The sequence below is a fragment of the Sporosarcina sp. Marseille-Q4063 genome, assembly GCF_018309085.1.
Classification (GTDB): Bacteria; Bacillota; Bacilli; order Bacillales_A; family Planococcaceae; genus Sporosarcina.
The window spans coordinates 3,926,527-3,949,217 of record NZ_CP070502.1 but is presented as its reverse complement, the minus strand read 5'-3'; the positions used below and the strand labels follow the sequence as shown (position 1 = coordinate 3,949,217).

Sequence of the window (22,691 nt, the reverse complement as noted above, 5' to 3'; positions counted from 1 at the left end):
AAAGTTTCTCCTGTAAACCAATTAATTTCCGAACTCCGTCTGGTTATTAGCAATGTACCAAACATCTTTGACGCCTTCCCCATTTACATCCCCTTGTGCCTCGTCCTTCACAAAGTAATATAACGGGTAACCTTTATACGTCAGCTGTTCTTCATCGTTGTCTTCCCGTGTGATGCTGCCAAAGTCTGCCTTGTCATATCCATCTGGTACTTCATATTCGCCGGCTTTTACAAGAGGCCAATTTGCAAGGCAGTCTTCAGTACAATTACTTTTTCCTTCGACATCTTTAGTGAAATAATAAAGTGTCATTCCTTTATCATCCGCTAGATATTCACCAGCTTCGTCATTCGATAAAACTTGTAAAGCTGGTCCATCCGACTCGTTACCTTTATCCGCATTCTTGTTTGTCTCCGCATCATCAGCTCCACATGCAGCAACTACCATAAGCACCATCAACAACAAAATTCCTAAAAACCAATTTTTCATCATTTTTCCTCCCACACTCATAGTTTTTATGTGTTCACTATAGGAAACGATTAAGAAACGTAAACGGTTTGATTTTATTTATAAATTTTAGACATACGAGTAGTATTTCAAAAGACAAAAATGTCAGACGCTCCATTTCGGAGGTCTGACATTTTTTTATCTCTTCGCTTTATGAACTTTTAATTTCTTTCCTTTGACTGTTTTCATCTTCATCTCAGCTAAGACAAGTTTCCCTTTACCGTTCAGAATATCTATATAAGTCACGGTATCTTGGATTTTTATGATGCCAATATCTTCAGCGGTAATGCCTGGAATACTTGTAATTGTTCCGACAAAATCGAATGCACGTAGCTTTTTCTTTTTGCCGCCGTTGAAATACAATTTCATTATATCCTGGTTCACTAACTCGCTTTTATCTCTTTTTCTTTCGGGCAAGCTTTCCAATTTTATGGTGAATGCATCCATCGCTTCATTAACAGATTGTCGCGACGGTGCTTTTCTTCTTGGAATTTCAAATCCAATATAGTCTTCGATTTCAGCGAGAAATCTATCCTCGTTAGGTGTGGCGAACGTAATCGCTTTTCCTTTGTTCCCGGCACGTCCAGTTCTGCCGACCCTGTGCACGTAACTTTCATTTTCAAGCGGTAGATCATAGTTAATGACATGCGTAATGTTGTCGATGTCAATTCCTCGTGCCGCCACATCAGTCGCGATTAAATAGCGGAATTCTCCCCGTTTAAAATCATCCATGACTGCAAATCGATCTTCTTGCATCATGCCGCCGTGAAGCTTATCGCATGTGTAATGCAGCTTTTCGAGTTGCGTCGTTAGTTCATCAACCCGGTCCTTCGTTCTGCAAAATAATATGCAACTATCCGGATTCTCAACGATTGTTACATCCCGCAATAAATCGAACTTTCTTTGTTCCTCAACAATAAATAGTGAGTGGTCTATATTATCGGTCAATGTGATTGTCGATTTTATTTCAATATGTTTTGGATCTTTTAGATAGTTTTGACTTAGTTTTTCAACATTTTCCGGAAGTGTTGCGGAAAAAAACATTGTCATTCTGTCTTTTGGCACTCTGTTAATAATCGACTCGACTTGATCAATAAAGCCCATATTCAACATTTCATCGGCTTCATCGAGAACTAAACACTTTACTTCATCAAGCACAAGCGTCCCTTTCTCTATATGGTCAAATACACGACCGGGCGTTCCGACGACAATATGGCATTTTTGTCTGAGCTCTTCTTTTTGATAATTAAATGGATGTTTTCCGTACACAGCTGCCGCTCGAATCCGTTTGAAACGACCGATATTCGTAATGTCTTTTTTCACCTGATCCGCGAGTTCACGCGTAGGCGTCAAAATCAAGGCCTGCGGTTTGTTTTCTTCCCATTCGATCATTTCACAAATCGGAATTCCAAATGCCGCAGTCTTTCCGCTGCCCGTCTGTGATTTGACGACTAAATCTTTTCTTTCGAGCGCGGCAGGCACTACTTTTTCTTGTACTTCTGTAGGTATTGAATACCCAAGTTTATCCAACGCTCGAATAATTTCAGTGCTTAATTGATAATCTTTAAATGTCATTCTTTTTCTAACCAACCTTTCATTCTTGTTACATTATCCCACATACGGGAGTTAGAGAAAAGGAATTAAGGGGTATCATGTCACTATTATTCCCCATCCAATCCTTTTCCCATCCCTTTCAAGAAATGTAATCCGAATTTAACGGCACGGTTGACATCAGGGTCTTTTAATGACTTTATCAAATCAAATACACCAATCGTTTCGTTGTTTCCATCATATAATTCCGCTTCATTAAAGCCACTTTTCACACTTGCGGCTAGTTTTTCGGTAACATCGGGACTTATGGCTGTCAGCATGCCAGATGCATTGATTACATGATTAATCAAATTAGTTACCGGTTCGCGGGATACTTGACCGACAGCAATTTCAGCGATTTCATCTTTCGCTTTGACCATCGCATTCACTGCATCAAGCACGCCAGCATCATCCAAACCGCCTGTTATTTCAAGAATTTTATTGATCGCTTGTTCTTGTTTGGTGAGCAATAATTGAAGCTCTAACAGTTTCTCATCTTGAATTTCTTCGGCTGTTAATTCTTTCACCTTAATAGAAGTAATCGGCGCTGCCATATAACATCACCCTTCATCATTAGTCGTTAAGTGGATATATCCTGGTTTTGCCCATTTTCTCTCGACTTCAATTCCCGGCCTTGGATTTCGTTTTTTATTTCGATGGTTTGATTTTGGCAATGGGGATTCCCCGTCCCGCTGAATGACTTCCATCCGCACCATTGTCTGTTTGAATGCAGGCGTATTCGTGCGTTCGTCGACTGCAGGACCGGTTAAGAAGTTAATGGCCGACTCTTTTTCCACTGAATTCATCGGTAAAAATAGTTCGTTTTCTTTGACCCGATCCGTTACAAGGGCAGGCAATCTTAAAGCGCCGTACGGGGAAACTAAGCGAACGATCGAACCGCTTTTCACCCCTCGTTTTTTCGCAAGTTTCGGCGAGACTTCCACGAAAATTTCAGGCACTTTCGATTGGATTCCGTCCGACTTATTCGTTAAATTTCCTTCATGAAAATGTTCGAGCAGACGCCCGTTATTAATATGGAGATCATACTCGATCGGAAACTCGACCGGCTCTACCCAATCCGATAATGCAAAACGCGCTTTTTTATCAGGGAAATTAAACCCGTCCACATAAAGCAGCGGAGTACTCGAACCATCCAAACTTCCCCATAAGAAACTACTCCAGCCTTCCATCACTTTGTAATCCGCCCGGCTGAAGAGCGGCGATAAACTTGCCATTTCCGCGAAGATTTCACTTGGATGACTATAGTTCCAATTAGCACCGAGTCGATTGGCAATTTCTTGGACAATCCACCAGTCTGCCATTCCTTGTCCCAATTCTGGAAGCGCCTTGTATAATCGTTGCACGCGTCTTTCTGTATTCGTAAATGTCCCGTCTTTTTCAAGCGATGGAACTGCCGGCAAAATCACATCTGCATATTGCGCTGTTCTTGAAAAGAAAATATCTTGAACAACTAGAAACTCCAATTTCGAGAGCATATCATGCACATAATTCGCATTCGAATCGACAAGCGCCATATCTTCCCCGACGATATACATCGCTTTCATAATATCGCTCTCTACCGCTTGAAGCATTTGGATATTATCAAGCCCCGGTTTATGATCGATTTTAACGCCATAGGCTTTCTCGAACTTCCGGCGCGCTTTATCGTCCGTCACATGCTGATAACCAGGTAGCCATCCCGGAAGTGAACCCATGTCACAAGCGCCTTGCACATTATTATGTCCGCGAAGCGGATAGGCTCCGGCACCCGGTCGACGATAATTCCCCGTGGCTAGCAGCAAGTTCGAAATAGCCGCGGACGTATCCGAACCGCCGGTATTTTGCGTCACGCCCATTCCCCATAAAATGCACGTGCCATCTGCTTGATGAATCATTTCTGCCGTTTTGATAAGCTGAGTTTTTGACACTCCAGTCATTTTTTCTGCGTAATCAAGTGTGTACTTCTCCAATACGTCTTTAAATTCATCAAATGAATGAACATTTTCCTTTATGAATTTCTCATCATGCCAACCTTGGTCTATCATATATTTTGTTACCGCCATGAGCCATACTTGGTCGGTTCCTTGTTTTGGACTGATAAAAATATTGGAACGCTCTGCCATTTCATGTTTCCGTAAATCCGCGACGATCAATTTCTGGCCATGTAATTTATTCGCGCGTTTTACTCGTGTAGCTAGAACGGGATGGCCTTCAGCCGGGTTCGCGCCGATAATAATGACGAGGCCAGCTTCAGAAATATCTTTAATCGTTCCGGCATCCCCTCCCATGCCGACTGTACGGAATAACCCGTCCGTCGCAGGAGATTGGCAGTAGCGGGAACAATTATCCACGTTATTCGTTTCAAATACTTGGCGTGCTAGTTTTTGAACGACATAATTTTCCTCGTTCGTGATCTTCGAGGAGGAGATGATCCCGACCCCGTCTTTCCCGTATTCCTTTTTAATTTCCCCGAGCCTTGAAGCCACAAGGTCCAACGCTTCTTTCCAGGTAGCCTCGACAAAGGAATCACCTTGACGGATCAACGGCGTTGTTAGCCGCTCTTCGCTATTAACAAAGTCCCAACCAAACTTCCCCTTAACGCAAGTGGAAATCGCATTTACGGGCGCTTCTGAAACGGGCTGGATTTTCAAAATTTTACGGTCTTTCGTCCACACTTCAAACGTACAGCCGACTCCGCAAAATGTGCAAACCGTTTTCGTCTTTTTCGTTCTCGTTTCACGCATGGCTGCCTCTGCTTCTGAAACCGCCATAATCCCGCTATAACCTGGTTCTACATCTTTTACTAAGTCAATTAACGGCGACATGATTTCTTCTTTCATTCCGGTCATAAATCCAGCTTCACCGAGCATCGACTTCTCCATTAGCGCATTACAAGGACAGACCGTGACACAATGGCCGCAACCGACACAGGACGAATCATTGATTTTCGCCCCGTTATCCCATAAAACAATCGGGCGATCCCGCTCCCAATCCATTGTCAGCGTTTCGTTCACTTGCAAGTTTTGGCAAGCTTCCACACATTGGCCGCAAGCGATGCACTGATTTGGATCATAACGATAAAACGGATGTGTAAAATCGACACTGTCCTCTGTGCACTTAGGTTCAAAAGGATATTTTTGATGTTCAATTTCCATCATGCCTACTGTATTGTGTATTTTGCAATTGCCGTTATTGTTATCGCATACAGTACAATAGAGTAAATGGTTTTCGAGAATTCGGTCCATCGCCTCTGTTTGCGCTTCCTTCGCGTTCGGGGACGAAAGTGAGATGTTCATTCCCGAAACGGCTTTTGCCGAACAAGCGCGCAGTAGCTCACCGTCTACTTCGACAATACATGTATCGCATGTTTCAATCGGGTCTACTTCCGGCAAATAACAAATTTGCGGGTGTTCAATTTTAAATGCATTGATTACTTGAAGTATTGTCATTCCTTCTTGAAAGTTAAAATTCTCCCCATCAATCTTAATTGACAATGAATGCGCCTCCCTTTGACTAATACAGAATAAGCTTTACTATAATTGTAGTTGATATTTTTAGAATAGACAATGTATTCTAGTATTATAGATAAATAGATAAGTTTCAGGATTGATGAAAGGGGGATTTCAGTGAAGAAAATTCAAAAACGAAATGTTTTGCGTTTTTCCAAAGGAAGCTTTCACCCAAAAGAAGACAATGTCGCTGTTGAGCACCCCGTCACGATTAAAATTAACGACAAAGAATTTATGACTATCGTTTGCACGCCCGAATATATCGAAGACATGGTTATCGGCTTCTTGGCTTCTGAAAGAGTAATCGGTAAATATGATGAAATTAAAGAGATATGGGTGCAAGAAGAGCTGGGATACGTCCATATAAAAACAGATAAACTCTACCCTTTTTATGAAAAGTTACAAAGCAAACGTTATATCACCTCGTGTTGCGGGATGAGCCGACAAGGATTTGTGTTTGCGAATGATGCACTCACAGCTAAAATAATGACGGAAACCCGCGTTACTTTAACGGCCGAGGAATGCTTTTCGCTAATGGCAGAAATGGAGAATTCGGCAAAACTTTTTCAGCATACCGGCGGGGTCCACAACGCGGCTTTATGCGATCGAAACGGCATTGTTTTATCAAGAATGGATATCGGGCGCCATAACGCTTTGGATAAAATTTATGGGCATTGTTTGAAGAACAATATTCCCGTCGACGATAAAGTGATTGTGTTTAGCGGCCGAATCTCTTCTGAAATCCTTTTGAAGGTTGCAAAAATCGGGTGCGAGGTAGTTTTATCGAAATCAGCTCCTACTGAACTTGCATTACAACTCGCCGAGGATTTAGGCATCACCACGGTTGGTTTTATCAGGGATGGCTCTTTTAACTTATATACGCATCCAGAACGAATTATTATTTAGGCAGCATGTTGTCGAATTCATAACGGGGACAAGGTTGCCATCCTAGATTTTATCAAATACAAAAAGCATCGTTTTGACACGATGCTTCTTTTCTATATCCCACTTAAAAACTCAATCCAAGACTTGAACTCTGATCACGTCCGACACCGAAATACGAGTTGTTTCAAATGAGGTTACAAGCAAAATCTGTCTCAAGCGGATATCGATTCTGCTGATAACTCCTTCAAAAGTGATGACCTTTCCATCCTTCCAGGTTTGGATGTTTACCGGACTCCCACTTTGAAGGCTACGTTCGATTTCTTCTTGGATTAAAATTAACTCCCAATCATCAAATTCCGGCTTCTCAACGTAGTCATCTTCGGCCATCCACTCCCTTAACGCTTCCACATGCTCGGGCAACATCATTGCTGTCCATTTCTTCGTTCCGCGGTCACGAATATTTTTGTACATTAAATCACCATGCTTTCAGTTTGGATCACAGGAACTAGCGCAAGCACATTGTCGATTTTGAAAGTTCTGGTTGATTTACGCAAATAACAGTAGGCTCGGAAAGTCCCCTCTTCAATTTGAATAACCTTGACTCTTCGCTTACTAATTACACCGTTATTTGCAATATAAATCATGTCCAGTGACTCACTATACTTCATCGAATTAATCAGCTTGATACGCACGGGTGTTCCCTCCTTTTCTTCATTATATGGAATATACGTTCGTATTGCAACTGGGAAAATTATACGATTTATTGAAACTAAAGCTAAATACCTTTCACACGTAGAGGTAAAATAGTATAATTGGCTTTGCTTAACACAAGACAACTTAGAGAGGTGAAGTGAATGTCCCGGCAGCAACACGATGACAATGATTCAACAAATAAAGGACAGAAAAAGTTTTTGGAGATATTAGGCGACACCATTGTCCCCAATCAGTTATTATTTGCAATTATATTAAGCGTCAGCATTAGCTTAGGTGGATATAATATCGGCCTCCGAATTTTCCCCGCAATCGCCAGTGAAAATATGGTTGCGTCATATTCCCTACTTCTTGGGATTGTAGGTACTGTATTATCTTTAGCGTTATGTTCAATAATCTTCAAGCCTAAACGTATTTTATTAGAAGAAGAAACTTCATACGAAAGCATGAGGGATGTTTTTGAGGATTTACAATTGAATCCCCGCGAGGAATTAAAATTGATTGAAAATGATCCGATTACAAAAAAAGAATTAAAAGAACTCGGTGTGTTAAAACATTTCGAAGCATTGGGTGGTGACGATAAAAAATGAGTTTACTCATGACCGCCATATTATTTGCCTTTATAGGCGCTGTTGTTTTTTCCTTGATTGGTTTGATATCCGGGACGGATGAAACAGCGGTAATGGTTCCATTGACTTTATTAGTCGTCTTATTGGGCGCTCCGCCAGCGGCGATTTTCTCGTTTTTCATGGCGGCAGTATTAGCGAAACACTTAACCCATGCTGTTCCTACTGCGTTGATGGGGATTCCCGGTGACACTACGGCGGTTCCATTAGTTGATCATGCAAACACGTTAAGAAGAATGGGCATGCCCCATGTGGCACTTAGAAAAATGATTTCCGGCGGGATTATAGGTGCTTTTATCGCACTTCCGACAGCTGTATTATTGGGACAATTTCTAGGTCAGTTTGCTGATTTCTTTAAATCTTCTTCCGGCATAATCTTTACAATCGCTGCCGTATTAATCGCTTTCTTTTCTCAAGGTAGATGGGTCAGTGTATTAATGATCATTCCTTTTGCATTTTTCATTAAAAGTCTAGACATGATTAGCTTCAGCATATTAGATAAACATTTAGCCATCAGTTTCTTCCTAGGGATTGCAATCGGTCCCATGTTTTCTGATATACTCATCGCTACTTCATCCAGCGCAAAACGAGCAATCGAAAAAAATGAACCGAAAAAGTATCAATTGGCACCTGAAACAAAGATGTGGAAAGGTTTTTTCCCAAATCCGTTGAAAATATTATCGGGGGAGCAAAAATTCTTCACGGCGGTCACTACTTTCATCTCGTCACTCACGTTTGTTTTTAGTCCCGTTGGAATGACGTCTCTTATGGGAGAAATTGTCGGTTCTCGAACAAAAGGCGCTTACAAAAAATCAACGACTAGCTTAGCTGTTATGAATGGTGTTACGGAATCTACATATATCGCAGAAACAATCATTCCATTAATCGCTTTCGGGATTCCGTTAAGTCCCGTTGCTTTAGGCCCGGCATCACCACTATTTATTGCGCCGCCCGTTTTTACAATAGACCCAGTCAACAACTTGCATACCTATTTAACGTCTTGGGAGTTTTTCCTTTACGGCGCGATTGGTCTTATCGTGGCCGCATTAATTGCCTATCCGTTTACAATGAACTATGCACGTAAAGCTTCTGTCTTGGTCATGAAGTATATTAGCCAAGAAGCGATCGTCGCGATGTTCATAGGATTAGCCTGTCTTTTGGCATTCCATGAGGGACAAGTCGTCGGCATCGTCTTAACATTTACAGTAGCTGCAGTTGGCGGCCTGTTGAATCGTATTTTGGGCATCGGCGCAGGCGTGCAATTTATGGTGTTTTACGCATCAGCCTGGATTATGTTAACGATGTTCGGAATCTGATTGCAAGGCCTTCCATTTCAACTGGCCCTGGATTACTGGTAAACTGTAGGTTACTCGTAAAGGAGGGAATTTGAATGAGACTAAAAGATAAGAAAGTCATCGCCCTTGTCGAAGATGAGTTTGAAGATTTAGAACTTTGGTATCCAATCTATCGTCTTCGTGAAGAAGGTGCAATCGTTCATTTGGTTGGATTAGAAAAAGGAAAAACGTATATTGGAAAGTACGGTGTTCCAGCCGTATCTGACTATAAATTTTCCGATATTCGCGCAGAAGATTATGACGCAATTCTTGTGCCGGGCGGATGGGCGCCTGATAAATTAAGAAGATATGAAGAGGTTCTGAACTTCATTCGCGTTATGGATGATGCTAAAAAACCAATCGGCCAAATTTGTCATGCTGGTTGGGTACTCATCTCAGCTGACATTTTAAAAGGCGTAAATGTAACAAGTACGCCTGGCATTAAACACGATATGATGAACGCAGGAGGAAACTGGACCGATGAAGCTGTCGTTGTTGACGGTCATATTGTATCCAGTCAGCGTCCACCTGATTTACCGCCATATGTAAAAGCATTTGCAGATGTACTTGCTGCGAAATAGAAAATTGTAAAACCCGGCTCTGCTTCAATCGCAGTGCTGGGTTTTCTTTTTGAATAATCCCTTCCCGCTCTCGTTTGTGTATAATTGTACATAGTGCAAAGTGTTTTAGTCGGGGGTGAGCGCGTGGATTCAAAGAGCGATCAGAAAGGAAAAAACATTGAAGATGATACCGAAATAATTGATGACGAAAGCAGTCCAGAAGTTGACGGAGATATCAGCGATGAAGAACTACAGGAACTCGTGTTGGAAGCACAGCGGGAAGCACTCTACAAAGCATCTCTTGAAAAAACAAATTCCAAACCAAGACATTCCTTCCCAAAATGGATTTTTTGGTTGATGTCGATCATGATGCTCGTAAGTACATTTTCAGTCGTATTTGAAATCTATTCGATTCCAGCAATCGACTTTTTAAGAACATCGATGAAGTTATCGCAACAAGAAGATATTGCGACTTATAAAGAAGCCGTTGTGGTGGTTGTTACGGAAGATGGTAAAGGTACAGGTTTCAACATCTCGAGCGATGGAACGATACTGACAAATCATCACGTCATTGAAGGAAATTCCGTGGTCACAGTAGTGTTTCCCGATGAGGGTCGCTTTACAGCCAATGTTGTGAATACATATCCGTCTGTCGACCTTGCGATATTAGATATCGATGCTGAAAACTTGCCGTTTTTGGAACTCGCGGATCAAACAACGTTTATTGATCACGAACCAATCTATTTCATTGGAAATCCGCTGAGTTTTAAAGGTATCGCGAATGAAGGAACAATTATTGATTATACCCAATTAACCGATTGGGATGTTCCAGTCATTATGATGGAAGCCCCTGTTTATCGCGGGAATAGTGGCAGCCCTGTTATAAATCGGAGCGGTGAAGTAATTGGTGTCGTATTCGCAACTATGAAAGATGAAGCACATGGCAAAGTTGGATTATTTGTGCCGATTGATGAGTATTATAATGCAGTTGAATGACAGCGAATTGTTTCTTGCGCCCGCGGCTTGATTTTGGGCGCATGAATTTACTTCAATCTTCTTTATACCACTTTGGGATGAGTAGATTGAAATCATCAAATTGATTTATAGTAAAATCCGTATAAGTTTTGAACCTATCTTGCTGATCCAGCGCGATTTCATTGGCCCAAACTTCTGCGGATATAATATGAATCGCTGCGTACAATCTATGCAATTCCCAAAAAGAAGTCGGAATGGGTGCGTTATCATGATATCCATCAAATACACCACGGGAATAATCCTTACTTATAGGTACATTAAAGTACTCCATCTTTTTAAACTCATTCATGGGGTCCGCGTATCTAACTTTTTCCATATCAATCAAACCAGTAAATTGCTCTCCATGAATCAAAATGTTTCCTGGATGAAAGTCATGATGCTGAACACAACTAGGACGCCCAGCAATTAAATGCAAATGATTCATGACAAAACGAGCAACCTTTTCATACCGTTTATTGCCAGTAGCAATGTCTTCAAACCGCGGTAATAATCTCTCAACTTGAGAAATCAAACGATGATCCCAAGATGGATAGCTATCAGGAGCAGTAATCTGATGCATCTTGTATAGTGTTTGTCCCACTTGCTGACCAATTCGGTATTGAATATCCTTACTTAGTTTCGGTAGCACCACTCGCCCACTTTCACCTTTGATGTAATCCAAAATCATATAAGTTTTGCCATCATGAACCCCTACTTCATGCACGAAAGGAATGTGTGGATCATTTTCATGGGCAGCATTTGTCAAATTTGCCTGCATTTCTAAACGCTCTCGATCGCCATTTGGAGAAATTCGTACTAAATATGTATGATCCACGCACCATTTCTCATCAGTCGAAAATCCTTCATTGATAAATTCGAATGATGAGTTATTTTTCAAAAAAGGTATTGAATGAATATCCATTGATTTCCCCCCAATCAACTCAACGTTTCTTTTTTGATTTATCCTTCATATTCAAAATAAATTCGTAGCCGAAAGCAACGACCAATCCCACCATTAATATGGTTAAATTGGAGAATAACTCGATTTCACTTATCTCATGATAGATAATATTAACGAATAACATAATAGCAAACGTAAAAAATCCAAGTAATTGACCTTTCTTACTGTTAACAATTTCAGGTTCGGTCATTTTTCTGAAAAACAATATAAATTGCCTCCTTTTCCCTTTCAAGTCGAATCCCTTTAATAACACTGAAGCGTAAATTTCGTCTTCGAAAACGTTTTGTTCTCAAGATCTTTTTTATCGATACAGAAATAAATTGTACCAGAATCCCCCCACATTACATTTAAATCATCACTATCCATTTGAAATAGCAAAACCAATTCTTTATTTCTTAATTTTATTTTCCCATCGGCTTCTGCTTCATTTTCATAGTAAATAATTTCTTCAAACACATTGTTTTGAATGTTGAATGGTTCACCAAACATATAATGTCTCGGCTGACTACTTTCCCTGAATTCGTAGTAATTATACAATTCATCTTCAGTTAAATCTAAACCGTTAAGCTCCTCCGGAAAGGTTACTATTTCTGTAAATATTATTTTATAAGTTGGTATAGGAAAATAATCTTCAGTAATTTCAGGATAAGGAGTACGCGCTAACTCCCGTGCATCACCATCAAAATAATAAACTTGAAAACTTTCCTCGTCTTCTTTATCCATCCCCCAAGGCTGTTCGATAATGTCATAAAAGAAGTATAAGATTCCTGTTTCGGGAAAAAGACTTTCTTTGTCATATGATTTTGCTTCTGATAAATTAATTTGTGCTAAAAAAGTAAGCTACCATTTTCGTATTTTGGAAACGACAAATGTGTCGGTAAATCAGGCATGCCTCCAAATTTAGATCTACCAAGTTGTATATCTTTTTCATCCGTTTTTTCTTTTGTAATTCCAATCGACGACGCAGCAATTTTTAATAATGCTGCTTTCTTATGAAGTAGATTAAATTGTTCTAGAGTAGTGTCAATATTCATCACACAATCATCCCTTCTCATCCTAGATAATTATCAAAACTCTTCCATATATGATGTATCGATAATCCATGGTTTTCCAGTTGTCGCATCGATTGCCCGCATATGTCCAACCGTTTCCGGGAATGAAGATAAATAGTTCAACTTATAAAGTACTTGATCATCCTCAACCTCTTTTGACCAGCATAGTTCCATTTCTAGTGCGTTACCATAAATCTCAATAGCCTCCTCAAGTGGAATTGTACATTGGTTCGTAATTTGAGATAGGTCCACTAATACTTCGGAATCTGTATTAACATCGGTAATTAGAAGTGTTTGTGGATCCACTTCTATTCTGATGGTAGCATTCCCCACCCGAATCCCTCGCTCAAATCGTTGAAACGTGAATCGAAAACGAGAATCTTCATCCTCTAAGTCTTGATAGTCCTCTTTTAGTAAACGGAAATTATCTAAAGCATTTTTGTATTGACCTTGTAAAAATAGGATTGATTGATTGCATGCAGTTATACAATCTTTATCAAGAGATTTTTCAACCAGCGATAGCTCTATATACTCCGCCTTTTGCACATCGAACATTTCAATCGTATGTATTTCACCATTGGTACCAACATCCATGACAAAATCCTCTACGGCGTAAACCAAATGGTACTCGTCATCCGCACCAATAAAATCAGTGTCAAAACGGCAAATCATCGGGGCTAAGATGAGTTCGTCTAGATAACGCTGTTTCGCATCTTCGGTTGTTATTGTCATGACAGGTTCCTCAATTTCAAAAGGTTCATTAATAAAAGTTGCTCCAGAAACCAGTCCATTTTTATCGACTTGAATTGATACACCTGAATTCGGTAACTCTAACCCCATAAACGAATCTTTTCGAATAAATTCAATCAACCAATACCCGTCAAAATCTATTGCTGCGGATAAATGCAGCAAGTCACAGTCATCTATAATAAATTCATTGACGATGTTACGAGAGAGTTCTATAACGTTCTCTTTTTCTACGGTACTCACTTGATTAAAATAATCTGTATCGACCGAAAAAGATTCTAAGTTGTTGTCTTCATTAATGACGATATATAAAAATGTAGTTCCTTTTCGTCTATCGCTAACTTCAAAACTATTTTCATCGGTTTCCGTTTGTTCAATTTTCAATTGAATTAAATTCACATTGGGCAGAAATAATAAAATTCGTTCTACAAGAATATCTATCATGATTTGCTCTCCTCTTTTCACACCAAAAAAATCCACTTTTTTTTTAATTATAACCACTTGTAATGAGCAATGACAGAACTATTAAGAGTTTGTGAGAATGTAAAAGCAATGAGGGAGGAATTTCAGTTCTAGGGTCATTTGATTATTTAAAAATCACTGGGTATAATTAAAGGAGAATTGCGTAGCCTTAAGAGACCGAGTGCATGCAACACTCGGCTAGCAACTGTGATACCGCAAGAAGAGCGGTTGGCCCGGTTGAAGTCATAGAATGACCGTCACACCTTACCGAGGGGGACGGTCATTTCTTTTTGCAAAGAAAATCACCAATGTAATTACTACTGCAAAAAAAGCCATGAATATGGATGCAAGATGAAAAAGTAAATTCATCGATTCGTAAATTGACATCGGTATCACCTCCATATGAAGGAAGTGACCAACCGCCACCCTGCTAGTACAGCTACTGTAAAAACATTGTACCACAAACCGAACTCCCGTTCTATAGTGCGAAAATAACTAGACTATTGAACCATTCTTTCCCAATTCCGTAATGAATAAAAAATGAAGTCGGCAAAGCAATAAAAAACCGAAGGAAAGTTTATCACCTTTCTTCGGCAAAAAAATTTCTCTTGAAAAAAGAAGTCCAAACCGATGGAGCTTCAGTTATTTATACGTTTTTTCTGACTCCCTTTTTTGTCGTTGATTTGGGGTCATCGGTTCGTGCTTGGGATTCAAGTTCCCAAGCTCGGCAAGTTCCATTGAAATTTCTTCTCTCATTTTACTGGGTTTAATCTTCTGGTTCTTTGGTGTTTGCGGTAAAGAACCGGAGTTTCTACTAGCTCCTTTAAATTCATTTCCCATTATATACCCTCCTTTTATTCGTTTTCGTTCCTAATTAATATGGCTTAGTCATTAGATATAATTCATGCAAATTACGGGCAATCATTGGCATTAAAAAAGCGGCTTTTCTTACAAACAATTGTAAGAAAAGCCGCGCTTTTATATAATTTGATTTATGCTTCCACTATTACTTACTTGTTAATTTGCTTATCCCCGTATTTCTTCCCGCTCGTTCTTCTTCTGATGCCAAATCATATTTTTTCAGCAAATGAAATAACTCATTTAATGTATTCTGATCAGGTCTTTGCTCTAACAAATGATTACTCTCCTCGAATAAATCCACCGGAAGAAATGGTTTTTGTTCGGATAACTTCTTTGTTACATCCTCCAAAGTATGATCCAAATTACATGTACTCATTTACATAAACCCCTTTTTAAAGATATTTTCAAATCTGATTCTTATTACATCATACCATTATTAATGAAATTCATGAGTAATAATCATCCGATATGGAAAAGCTACTAAAGAGGTGAATTTATTGATGAACGAGAAAAAAGCGCCACACGAAAGAATGACTGAAAAAAATAACGGATTAAGTTCTACACAAGAGGTAACGTACCAAAAAGAATTTAAAAAGGCTGATAATGCTGTAAAAAATGAAAAAAATGCACAAAGTCCCAAAAGTTAACCTGATTTCTATGTTGTACAAGATGCTGCGATTTTCTGATTCAACATCAGAAAATCGCAGCTTATAAATTGTTTTTTAATAATGGGCATACTAATAGCGAATCGTAACACTTAAGGAGGGTTAACTATAAATGACATTAAGTAAAGAGCTTGAAGCCTTAAAAAAGTTTCACTGCGAGGACGACCGCTGTGTGTTGAGTGTATATTTAAATACCTATCCTGGTGATCCGCAGCAATTAAATGGTGGTTGGAGAATTCATTTGAAAAATGGATTGAAACGGATTGGCGAGTATATAACTGCTTCTGAAGATGAAAAAGAATTAAAAGCATTTAGCCAACTCAAGAAAAAAGTAACGGAAGAAGTCCTAGGTAAAAAAAATGACCTTAGTAAAAGTGTCGTGATATTTGCATCCATAGAGCCTGAATTATGGTCAGTTCATTATGTGCAAGTCCCCGTGAAAACCAGCTTACACTGGGAGAACCATCCCATGACTGAAGAGATGGAGTATATGTACAAAGCGTATCCTGAAGCAGGCGTTATATTACCTAGCTACGGGGAAGTTCGAATTTTAGATACGGCAATGGGTGCTGTCAAAGAGGAACTTATTTACGAATTTGACTCGAACGTCGAAGGATGGAGAGTACGGAAAATAGAATCTGCTAATCATGATCAAGGCAAGGGAATGAAAAGCACTTCGAATCCCGCAATGGAACCTCGACCAAGAACGAATATAAAAGGATTCTATAAAGGAATGGAAAAAGTTGTTGAAAAGTTAAAGAAGGAACGCGGCTGGCATGAAATCCATGTATCCGGTGAAACGGACTTAGCCAATCTGTTTGCTGAAACCTTACGAGAAAAACCGGCAAGTTGTATTTACAAAAACCTAAATAAAAGCAAAGCGAATGATGTGATTCATCAGGTTTTCGAAAAGTAAATAGCCGATAAAAAACTAACTACCTAATTATAAATTGGGTAGTTAGTTTTTATTACTTTAAACCCTTCTGTAAGCGCGCCGTTCAGCGTACTCGGAACAGGCTAAACAAAACTTCACGTTTTCCCCGGTTGGCATCCGATATCTTTGAAATTCACTTGTTTTACGTTTACACATCGCACATTTCTGTTTGAAGAAGTTAAACATTTACCTGAATACCCCCTAGTTCAAATTTTACCTTCTTCCTTTTCCCAATAACTATCCCTTAACGAGTTTTTTAATATTTTACCGGATGGGTTTCTTGGAAGCTCTTGTAGAAATGTAACGGATTTTGGTTTTTTATAGCTAGCTATTTTTCCATCACAAAATTGGATTATCTCCTCTTCTGTCAATGTCGCACCTTCACGCGGGACTACTATTGCCATAACTGCCTCTCCCCAAATCGGATCCGGAACACCAATGACAGCAACATCCAGAATTTCAGGATGATTGTAAAGCACCTCTTCGATATCTCGCGGATAGATATTAACTCCTCCGCTAATCAGCATATCTTTCTTCCGATCCACGATATAATAAAAACCTTCCTCATCCTGCATTGCCATATCCCCAACAGAAAAGTAATCCCCATAAAAGGATGCAGCTGTTTCTTCAGGATTTTTATAATATTCATCCAATAAATACGGCCCTTTGAAATATAGCTCCCCTATTTCTCCTGGCTTCACGGATTCTTTATTATCATCCAAAATCAGGCATTCTACTAGCGGGAATGGACGACCCACGCTTCGCTCCTTATTGTTTATATCTGGTGGTTTAATATTTAGCGTGACAGCACTTTCCGTGGAACCATAGAACTCATGCAAATCCGAATTTTTGAAGAAACTTAGAATATCTTGTTTTGACTTCGTTGCAAGTGGTGAGCCAGCAGATATAAGAACACGAATCGACGATAAATCGTATTTGGCTTTTACCCCCTCACTTACATTAACAATGAAATTATACATTGTCGGAGCGAGGAACGCATTTGTGATTTTATATTTCTCAATGCCTGCAAGAACTTCTTCCGGATAAAAGTTTTCATGAATAACAACCGTACCACCGACAAGTAGTTGGGCAACAAGAAAAATCCACGGCGCCGCATGGTAAATTGGTCCCGCTACAAGATGGACATCAGATTCATCTATTTTATACTCATACGCAGCTAAAATACCCGTTAAAACACGGGACCGGTGCGAAATGACAACTCCCTTTGGCTTTCCTGTCGTTCCAGATGTATAGCCAATATAAAATATATCATCCTCGGAAACTGATATTGTTGGTTCATGTTTTTTTGCTTCTGAAATAAAATCTTCATAACCAATCATTTGATCATTTGCCTTTTCACCAACTACAAGAATTGTGTCTAGTTGCGGAAGAACTGATTCTAGTGAACTTACTTCTTCGACATACTCTGAAGTAAGAATGAGCCCCCTACTATCTGAGTTTTGTAGTATGTACTCAATTTCGGGTCCAACTAATCGATAGTTCATAGGCACAATGACAACACCGATTTTCGATAGACCTACAATAATATCTGCATACGCCGCATGATTCTTCATCAAAACGGCTACTTTATCGCCTTTTTCATAACCCCGTTCAATAAAAGCATTTGCGAGTTGGTTCGCACGTTCATTTAATTCACTATAAGTATTTGTCTTATTTTGAAATATAACTGCGGGCTTGTCTTTGAATTTCAGCGCATTTTGTTTCATCATATTTCCAACTGTTAACAAAGCTAACACTCTCCCATTCACTTAACATTCCACATCATCTCCATATTACCACAATTCCTACTGATAAATAGGTGGCAGCTGATACAATATGTTTCCTATATGAATATCTTAATGTAAAAGGAGGTTTTAATAATGTCACGGAGAAACAATAGATTCCGTTTTTGTGTCTTACCGGGCTATAACTGGTGCGGGCCTGGTTGCAATGGACCTGGTGCACCTATAAATGAAGTCGATGCAGCTTGCAAAGCCCATGATGATTGTTACCGCAAAGGCGGTCGTCCATGTGAATGCGATCAAGAATTTCTTAATCGACTGCGTTATGAACTAAATTCCAATACCCAACAAGGAAGGCATGCACGTTTGCTTTATCATTATATGAAAATGCAAACATTCTTCTCTTGCGGCAGATGGTAGTCCTGACAGATTTTGAGACTATCATCTATCGCACAAAGGCTTTTTTGAATTATTATGAATCTAACCATTCCCCCTATTGACAATAGTGTATTATATAAGAAAGCGTATTTGTTTATTATTAATACATATTGATGGTGGTGAGTTGAGCAGAATGAAACCTAGATCCTTACAATCTCGTATTTTCTTATATGGCGCCCTATTCGTTTCTGTGGTTGCAATTATTATCGGGGTTTCCTTTTATTTTACGATGTCAAATGGCATTGAACAACAGATTGGGGACCGTGCATTAAGCATCGCGAAAACGGCGGCTGATCGCCCGGATGTCCGTGCGGGATTTGAACAACCAAATCCATCGAAGGCTTTGCAACCCATTGCGGAAGCGATACGCCAAAAAACTGGGGCTGAGTATGTCGTCATTGGCAATAGCGAAGGCATTCGGTATGCTCACCCTGTTCCTGAACGAATTGGTCAAAAAATGGTCGGTGATGATAATGAACGCGCTCTCGTTTTGGGAGAATCTTATATCTCCGAGGCAACGGGAACGCTTGGAGCCGCCTTGCGCGGAAAAACACCGGTTTTCGGAGATGACGGAACGATTATCGGGGTTGTTTCAGTCGGCTTCTTAAAAGATGATATTTCCTCCATGTTTTTCCAGTACGCCGATAATATTGCCGTCATTGTGCTAATAGCGATTGCCATCGGAGTAATTGGCTCGGGCGTCTTAGCTCGAAATATAAAAAAAGAATTATTTAATCTTGAACCCGCCGAAATCGCGAATTTATTCACGGAACGGAATGCGCTGATTGAGTCTGTTCGAGAAGGAATTATCATGGTAGACGCTAAGGGCAATATTACGACCGTTAACGCCGCTGCATATGAGACTCTTTCCCTTCCCAATCAGACTGAATTAATCGGTAAGCATATTCAGGATGTTCTCCCAAACTCCTTGCTTCCAAAAGTGCTTGAAGTCGGAGAACGGCATCTCGATTGGCCGATGGAAATTCGCGGCAAAAAAGTGATTGTCAATCGTATTCCGATTCACATCGGTGAGCAAGTCGTCGGGGCAGTTTCAACTTTCCGTTTGCAATCGGACATTGACCGTCTTGCGATGGAATTATCACAAGTGAAACGATACACAGAGGCACTTCGAGCGCAAACGCATGAATACAATAATTTTTTATATACGATTTCGGGTCTTATTCAACTGAATTCATTAGACGAGGCACTAAGCTTGATCCATGTGGAAACGGCAGAGCATCAGTCACTTATCCAATTCGTGACGAAGCGGTTGCAGGATCCTTTTCTTGGAGGAATTGTTATCGGGTTCTTCAACCGCGCAAAAGAACTGAAGGTCCGGTTCCTGCTCGATGAAGACAGTTCTTTGGAAAAAGTTCCAAAGCATTTGGATAAAAATCATTTTGTTTCAATCATAGGAAATCTCGTCACGAACGCTTTAGAAGCCGTCGAATTGCTTCCCGAAGAAATGCGCATGATTCGCATCTTTATCATGGATAATGGTGAAGAAATACTAATAGAGATTGAAGATTCGGGGCATGGACTAGCACCTGAGGTTGAAGACGTCCTATTTGAAGAAAAAATTTCGACCAAAAGCCATGAAAACCGAGGATACGGACTGATGAAAGTGGCGGAAAGCGTGAAAAATCTTGGCGGGTCGATCACATTGGAAAAAGGTGATTTAGGTGGCGCATTATTCATTATTTCTATTCCAAAAGGAGGTTTTATGAGTGACTCATCCAATTGAAATTCTTATTATCGAAGATGATAAACGGATTGCTGACATCCACCGCCGCTTCATTGAGAAAATTGAAGGTTTCACTGTTATCGGTTCTGCGCATACGGGCGAGGAAGCCAAAGATTGGGTATCGGCCTTGATGCCGGATCTTGTTTTATTGGACGTCTATCTTCCCGATATGCTTGGCACGGAATTGATGATGTTCATCCATGACAATAGCCCGGAAACAGATATTATTTTCATCACAGCGGCCGCCGAGATTGATATTGTCAAAAAAGCATTTCGCCGCGGCGTTGTCGATTATATATTAAAACCGCTTACATTTGATCGATTTAAGGACAGCTTACTCTCATACAAAAGCAAGCGGAACACGCTTTTAGGTGAAGGTGTCATGCAGGAAGATTCAATTAAACTTCTGTGGAATCAAACCAGTTCGGACACACCGCAAGCACATCCTGCTAGTCCCCCAAAAGGAATCGATCCGATAACAAAAGAAAAGGTCGTCAATCATATTAAAAATATTGAAGGTGGAATTACGGCAGAAATGCTCGGATTGGAAATAGGCGTAAGCCGCTCGACCGCTCGGCGTTACCTGGAATACCTAGTTTCTGAGAAACGCGCATTCACCGAGCTTCTCTACGGTTCCGTCGGACGACCTGAAAGAAGATATTTAATTAAAAAGCAGCCGTGAACAGTATGAACAAAATGATGTTTACGCACATTATCGAACTTATTCTCGTAAACTTCGAATTCTGTTAATCTTCTGATAGATTGATGACAGGCGTTAAAAACGCTGTCATCAATTTTTTAATTATAAGGGGGATAAGTAGAAGATGTGGAAGAAACTCACAGCGGTGGCTTTAACAGGTATGCTAACACTTGGTCTCGCGGCATGTTCGGAATCCGGTGAAAGCGCTTCACCCGACTACCCGAAGAATAACATGACAATCATTGCGCCTTCAGGGGCAGGCGGCGGATGGGATTTAACCGCTCGAGCGATTGCCAAAACAATGAACGACACGAAATTAATCGACAAGTCAATAACAGTTGAAAACAAACCGGGCGGTGGCGGCGCGGTTTACATGGCGGAATATGCAACGAAAGAAGTAAAAAATGATTACGCCCTTCTTGTTAAATCGCCACCGATTCTTATTAACAACAACAAAGCTGAAGGTAACAGTCCTTACGGCTACAAAGATACAACGCCTTTGGCACAATTAACGCGTGATTACGGTGCGATTGTGGTGAAAGCGGATTCAGAATTTAAAACATTGAAAGATGTTCTGGAAGCCATCAAAAAGGACCCGAAATCAGTAACACTTGCGGGAGGTTCTGCCCCAGGATCTATGGATCATCTAGTCGGTGTTCTCCCTGCTTTCAAATACGGACTTGACCCGAAAACCGTCAAATATGTTTCTTATGACGGCGGAGGCGAAGCAGTTGCAGCACTTCTCGGTGGCAATGCAGATGTTATCGCGACAGATGCATCCGCTATCGGTCAGTATGTGAAATCCGGTGATGTTCGAGTACTTGCAGTCAGCTCATCCGAACGTCTTAGCGGTGATTTATCAGAAGTTCCTACATTCCAAGAAGAAGGCATTGACGCAGAATTCACGATTTGGCGTGGATTGTTCGGTCCAAAAGAAATGTCCGATGCAGCTTTTGATTATTGGAGCGTGAAACTTGAAGAGATGACTAAAACAGATGAATGGAAAGCGGAATTGGAGAAAAACGGTTGGGAAAGCGAATACCGCAATTCCAAAGATTTCACTTCCTATTTGGAAGATCAAGACAAAGTGATTGTTGAATTGTTAACAGCACTTGGCATGGAAAAATAACAGTAGTACGGGCGGCTTTGGCGGCCGCCTTTTCTTTTAGGGAGGTGTAAAGACTATGAGTAAAACGTTCGATCGATATGCCAGCATCGCCTTTTTACTGATTGGTCTTTTAGTTGTCATTGAAAGTCAAAGAATTCCGGATAGCGCCTACGGGTCGTCGGTGGGACCAAAGATTTTCCCAATGTGGTTGGGCGTCATTCTACTTCTATTAAGTTTGCGATTGCTTTACGAAACGTTTAAGTATAAATCTGATGCCGCATCCACGGAAAAGCTTCAGTATAAAAAATTTATCATTATCTTAGTCAGTGCAATTTTATATGCATTTTTACTCGAGAAGATTGGCTACATCATCTCGACATTCATATTCTTACTGATTGCATTTCAAACGATGGAACGTGGACGAATGGTGCCTACCATTATTATCGCAGCAGTTTTTTCAGTTGGTGTCTATTATTTCTTTGCGGAATTTCTCGGCGGCTCATTGCCCGGATTCCCTGGACTTTAAGGCGAAAGGAGTTACGCT

Annotated in this window: 27 protein-coding genes; 12 read left to right on the top strand and 15 right to left on the bottom strand. The window is 40.3% G+C overall.

Annotated features, from left to right (window positions below; translation table 11 throughout):
* Nucleotides 1-21: 21 nt before the first annotated feature.
* The 4 genes from JSQ81_RS19790 to fdhF form a co-directional block, all read right to left on the bottom strand.
* On the bottom strand, nt 22-486 hold the full coding sequence (locus JSQ81_RS19790) for a COG4315 family predicted lipoprotein (protein ID WP_212605682.1): 465 nt from the start codon (nt 484-486) through the stop codon (nt 22-24).
* A 156-nt stretch (nt 487-642) separates the two neighbouring features.
* Nucleotides 643-2,079 carry a DEAD/DEAH box helicase gene (locus JSQ81_RS19785; protein ID WP_212605681.1) on the bottom strand — a complete coding sequence of 479 codons (1,437 nt, stop codon included), beginning with the start codon at nt 2,077-2,079 and terminating at the stop codon, nt 643-645.
* An 86-nt stretch (nt 2,080-2,165) separates the two neighbouring features.
* Entirely contained in the window at nt 2,166-2,648 is a 483-nt protein-coding gene (locus JSQ81_RS19780; protein ID WP_212605680.1) for a helical membrane plugin domain-containing protein, read from the bottom strand.
* A 6-nt stretch (nt 2,649-2,654) separates the two neighbouring features.
* Complete coding sequence (gene fdhF, locus JSQ81_RS19775; protein WP_212605679.1) at nt 2,655-5,588, bottom strand: formate dehydrogenase subunit alpha; 2,934 nt, start codon at nt 5,586-5,588, stop codon at nt 2,655-2,657.
* Nucleotides 5,589-5,720: 132 nt separating this feature from the next.
* Between fdhF and fdhD the strand changes: the two genes are divergently transcribed.
* The gene (gene fdhD / locus JSQ81_RS19770; RefSeq protein ID WP_212605678.1) at nt 5,721-6,509 is read left to right on the top strand and encodes a formate dehydrogenase accessory sulfurtransferase FdhD; all 789 of its coding nucleotides are present in this window, start codon (nt 5,721-5,723) and stop codon (nt 6,507-6,509) included.
* 111 nt (nt 6,510-6,620) lie between these two features.
* Here the strand turns inward: fdhD and JSQ81_RS19765 are convergent, their stop codons facing one another.
* Together JSQ81_RS19765 and JSQ81_RS19760 are read right to left on the bottom strand one after the other, a co-directional pair.
* Entirely contained in the window at nt 6,621-6,959 is a 339-nt protein-coding gene (locus JSQ81_RS19765; RefSeq protein ID WP_212605677.1) for a YolD-like family protein, read from the bottom strand.
* Complete coding sequence (locus tag JSQ81_RS19760) at nt 6,959-7,180, bottom strand: transcriptional regulator (protein WP_212605676.1); 222 nt, start codon at nt 7,178-7,180, stop codon at nt 6,959-6,961. The genes JSQ81_RS19765 and JSQ81_RS19760 overlap by 1 nt, the downstream gene beginning before the upstream one ends.
* Before the next feature lie 162 nt (nt 7,181-7,342).
* Here JSQ81_RS19760 and JSQ81_RS19755 point away from each other — a divergent pair, with 162 nt between their 5' ends.
* From JSQ81_RS19755 to JSQ81_RS19740, 4 genes are all read left to right on the top strand, one after another.
* Nucleotides 7,343-7,789 carry a hypothetical protein gene (locus JSQ81_RS19755; RefSeq protein ID WP_212605675.1) on the top strand — a complete coding sequence of 149 codons (447 nt, stop codon included), beginning with the start codon at nt 7,343-7,345 and terminating at the stop codon, nt 7,787-7,789.
* Nucleotides 7,786-9,141, top strand: coding sequence for a tripartite tricarboxylate transporter permease (locus JSQ81_RS19750; RefSeq protein WP_212605674.1), 1,356 nt, complete (start codon nt 7,786-7,788; stop codon nt 9,139-9,141). The genes JSQ81_RS19755 and JSQ81_RS19750 overlap by 4 nt, the downstream gene beginning before the upstream one ends.
* A gap of 74 nt (nt 9,142-9,215) precedes the next feature.
* The gene (locus JSQ81_RS19745) at nt 9,216-9,740 is read left to right on the top strand and encodes a type 1 glutamine amidotransferase domain-containing protein (protein WP_212605673.1); all 525 of its coding nucleotides are present in this window, start codon (nt 9,216-9,218) and stop codon (nt 9,738-9,740) included.
* A 123-nt stretch (nt 9,741-9,863) separates the two neighbouring features.
* Nucleotides 9,864-10,715, top strand: a complete 852-nt coding sequence (locus JSQ81_RS19740) for a S1C family serine protease (protein ID WP_249336588.1) — start codon at nt 9,864-9,866, stop codon at nt 10,713-10,715.
* Nucleotides 10,716-10,767: 52 nt separating this feature from the next.
* Here JSQ81_RS19740 and JSQ81_RS19735 read toward each other — a convergent pair whose 3' ends face one another.
* The 8 genes from JSQ81_RS19735 to JSQ81_RS19705 all read right to left on the bottom strand — a co-directional run bounded on the left by JSQ81_RS19735 (nt 10,768) and on the right by JSQ81_RS19705 (nt 15,192).
* Complete coding sequence (locus tag JSQ81_RS19735; protein WP_212605672.1) at nt 10,768-11,655, bottom strand: aminoglycoside phosphotransferase family protein; 888 nt, start codon at nt 11,653-11,655, stop codon at nt 10,768-10,770.
* Between the two features lie 19 nt (nt 11,656-11,674).
* The gene (locus JSQ81_RS19730) at nt 11,675-11,899 is read right to left on the bottom strand and encodes a hypothetical protein (protein WP_212605671.1); all 225 of its coding nucleotides are present in this window, start codon (nt 11,897-11,899) and stop codon (nt 11,675-11,677) included.
* Between the two features lie 38 nt (nt 11,900-11,937).
* The gene (locus JSQ81_RS19725) at nt 11,938-12,516 is read right to left on the bottom strand and encodes a YwqG family protein (RefSeq protein ID WP_212607757.1); all 579 of its coding nucleotides are present in this window, start codon (nt 12,514-12,516) and stop codon (nt 11,938-11,940) included.
* A 5-nt stretch (nt 12,517-12,521) separates the two neighbouring features.
* Nucleotides 12,522-12,728: a hypothetical protein gene (locus JSQ81_RS19720; RefSeq protein ID WP_212605670.1), complete on the bottom strand. Its 207-nt coding sequence runs from the start codon at nt 12,726-12,728 to the stop codon at nt 12,522-12,524.
* 33 nt (nt 12,729-12,761) lie between these two features.
* The gene (locus JSQ81_RS19715; protein WP_212605669.1) at nt 12,762-13,937 is read right to left on the bottom strand and encodes a hypothetical protein; all 1,176 of its coding nucleotides are present in this window, start codon (nt 13,935-13,937) and stop codon (nt 12,762-12,764) included.
* Nucleotides 13,938-14,219: 282 nt separating this feature from the next.
* The gene (locus tag JSQ81_RS20135) at nt 14,220-14,342 is read right to left on the bottom strand and encodes a hypothetical protein (RefSeq protein WP_256437720.1); all 123 of its coding nucleotides are present in this window, start codon (nt 14,340-14,342) and stop codon (nt 14,220-14,222) included.
* Between the two features lie 255 nt (nt 14,343-14,597).
* Entirely contained in the window at nt 14,598-14,795 is a 198-nt protein-coding gene (locus JSQ81_RS19710; RefSeq protein ID WP_212605668.1) for a hypothetical protein, read from the bottom strand.
* 166 nt (nt 14,796-14,961) lie between these two features.
* Entirely contained in the window at nt 14,962-15,192 is a 231-nt protein-coding gene (locus tag JSQ81_RS19705; RefSeq protein ID WP_212605667.1) for a group-specific protein, read from the bottom strand.
* 124 nt (nt 15,193-15,316) lie between these two features.
* On the opposite strand from JSQ81_RS19705, the gene JSQ81_RS19700 reads away from it, so the two are divergent.
* Together JSQ81_RS19700 and JSQ81_RS19695 are read left to right on the top strand one after the other, a co-directional pair.
* Entirely contained in the window at nt 15,317-15,463 is a 147-nt protein-coding gene (locus tag JSQ81_RS19700) for a YfhE family protein (protein WP_212605666.1), read from the top strand.
* 130 nt (nt 15,464-15,593) lie between these two features.
* Nucleotides 15,594-16,397, top strand: coding sequence for a VLRF1 family aeRF1-type release factor (locus JSQ81_RS19695; RefSeq protein ID WP_212605665.1), 804 nt, complete (start codon nt 15,594-15,596; stop codon nt 16,395-16,397).
* Nucleotides 16,398-16,621: 224 nt separating this feature from the next.
* Here the strand turns inward: JSQ81_RS19695 and JSQ81_RS19690 are convergent, their stop codons facing one another.
* Complete coding sequence (locus tag JSQ81_RS19690) at nt 16,622-18,163, bottom strand: class I adenylate-forming enzyme family protein (protein WP_212605664.1); 1,542 nt, start codon at nt 18,161-18,163, stop codon at nt 16,622-16,624.
* 132 nt (nt 18,164-18,295) lie between these two features.
* Here JSQ81_RS19690 and JSQ81_RS19685 point away from each other — a divergent pair, with 132 nt between their 5' ends.
* The 5 genes from JSQ81_RS19685 to JSQ81_RS19665 all read left to right on the top strand — a co-directional run bounded on the left by JSQ81_RS19685 (nt 18,296) and on the right by JSQ81_RS19665 (nt 22,673).
* Nucleotides 18,296-18,577: a phospholipase gene (locus JSQ81_RS19685; protein WP_212605663.1), complete on the top strand. Its 282-nt coding sequence runs from the start codon at nt 18,296-18,298 to the stop codon at nt 18,575-18,577.
* A 151-nt stretch (nt 18,578-18,728) separates the two neighbouring features.
* Nucleotides 18,729-20,339 (top strand): ATP-binding protein, encoded by a 1,611-nt coding sequence (locus JSQ81_RS19680; protein ID WP_212605662.1) that lies wholly within the window; start codon nt 18,729-18,731, stop codon nt 20,337-20,339.
* The gene (locus tag JSQ81_RS19675; RefSeq protein ID WP_212605661.1) at nt 20,323-21,021 is read left to right on the top strand and encodes a response regulator; all 699 of its coding nucleotides are present in this window, start codon (nt 20,323-20,325) and stop codon (nt 21,019-21,021) included. The genes JSQ81_RS19680 and JSQ81_RS19675 overlap by 17 nt, the downstream gene beginning before the upstream one ends.
* Before the next feature lie 142 nt (nt 21,022-21,163).
* A complete protein-coding gene (locus tag JSQ81_RS19670; protein ID WP_212605660.1) occupies nt 21,164-22,168 on the top strand; it encodes a Bug family tripartite tricarboxylate transporter substrate binding protein in 1,005 nt (334 codons plus the stop codon).
* Between the two features lie 55 nt (nt 22,169-22,223).
* Entirely contained in the window at nt 22,224-22,673 is a 450-nt protein-coding gene (locus JSQ81_RS19665; RefSeq protein WP_212605659.1) for a tripartite tricarboxylate transporter TctB family protein, read from the top strand.
* Nucleotides 22,674-22,691 lie beyond the last annotated feature (18 nt).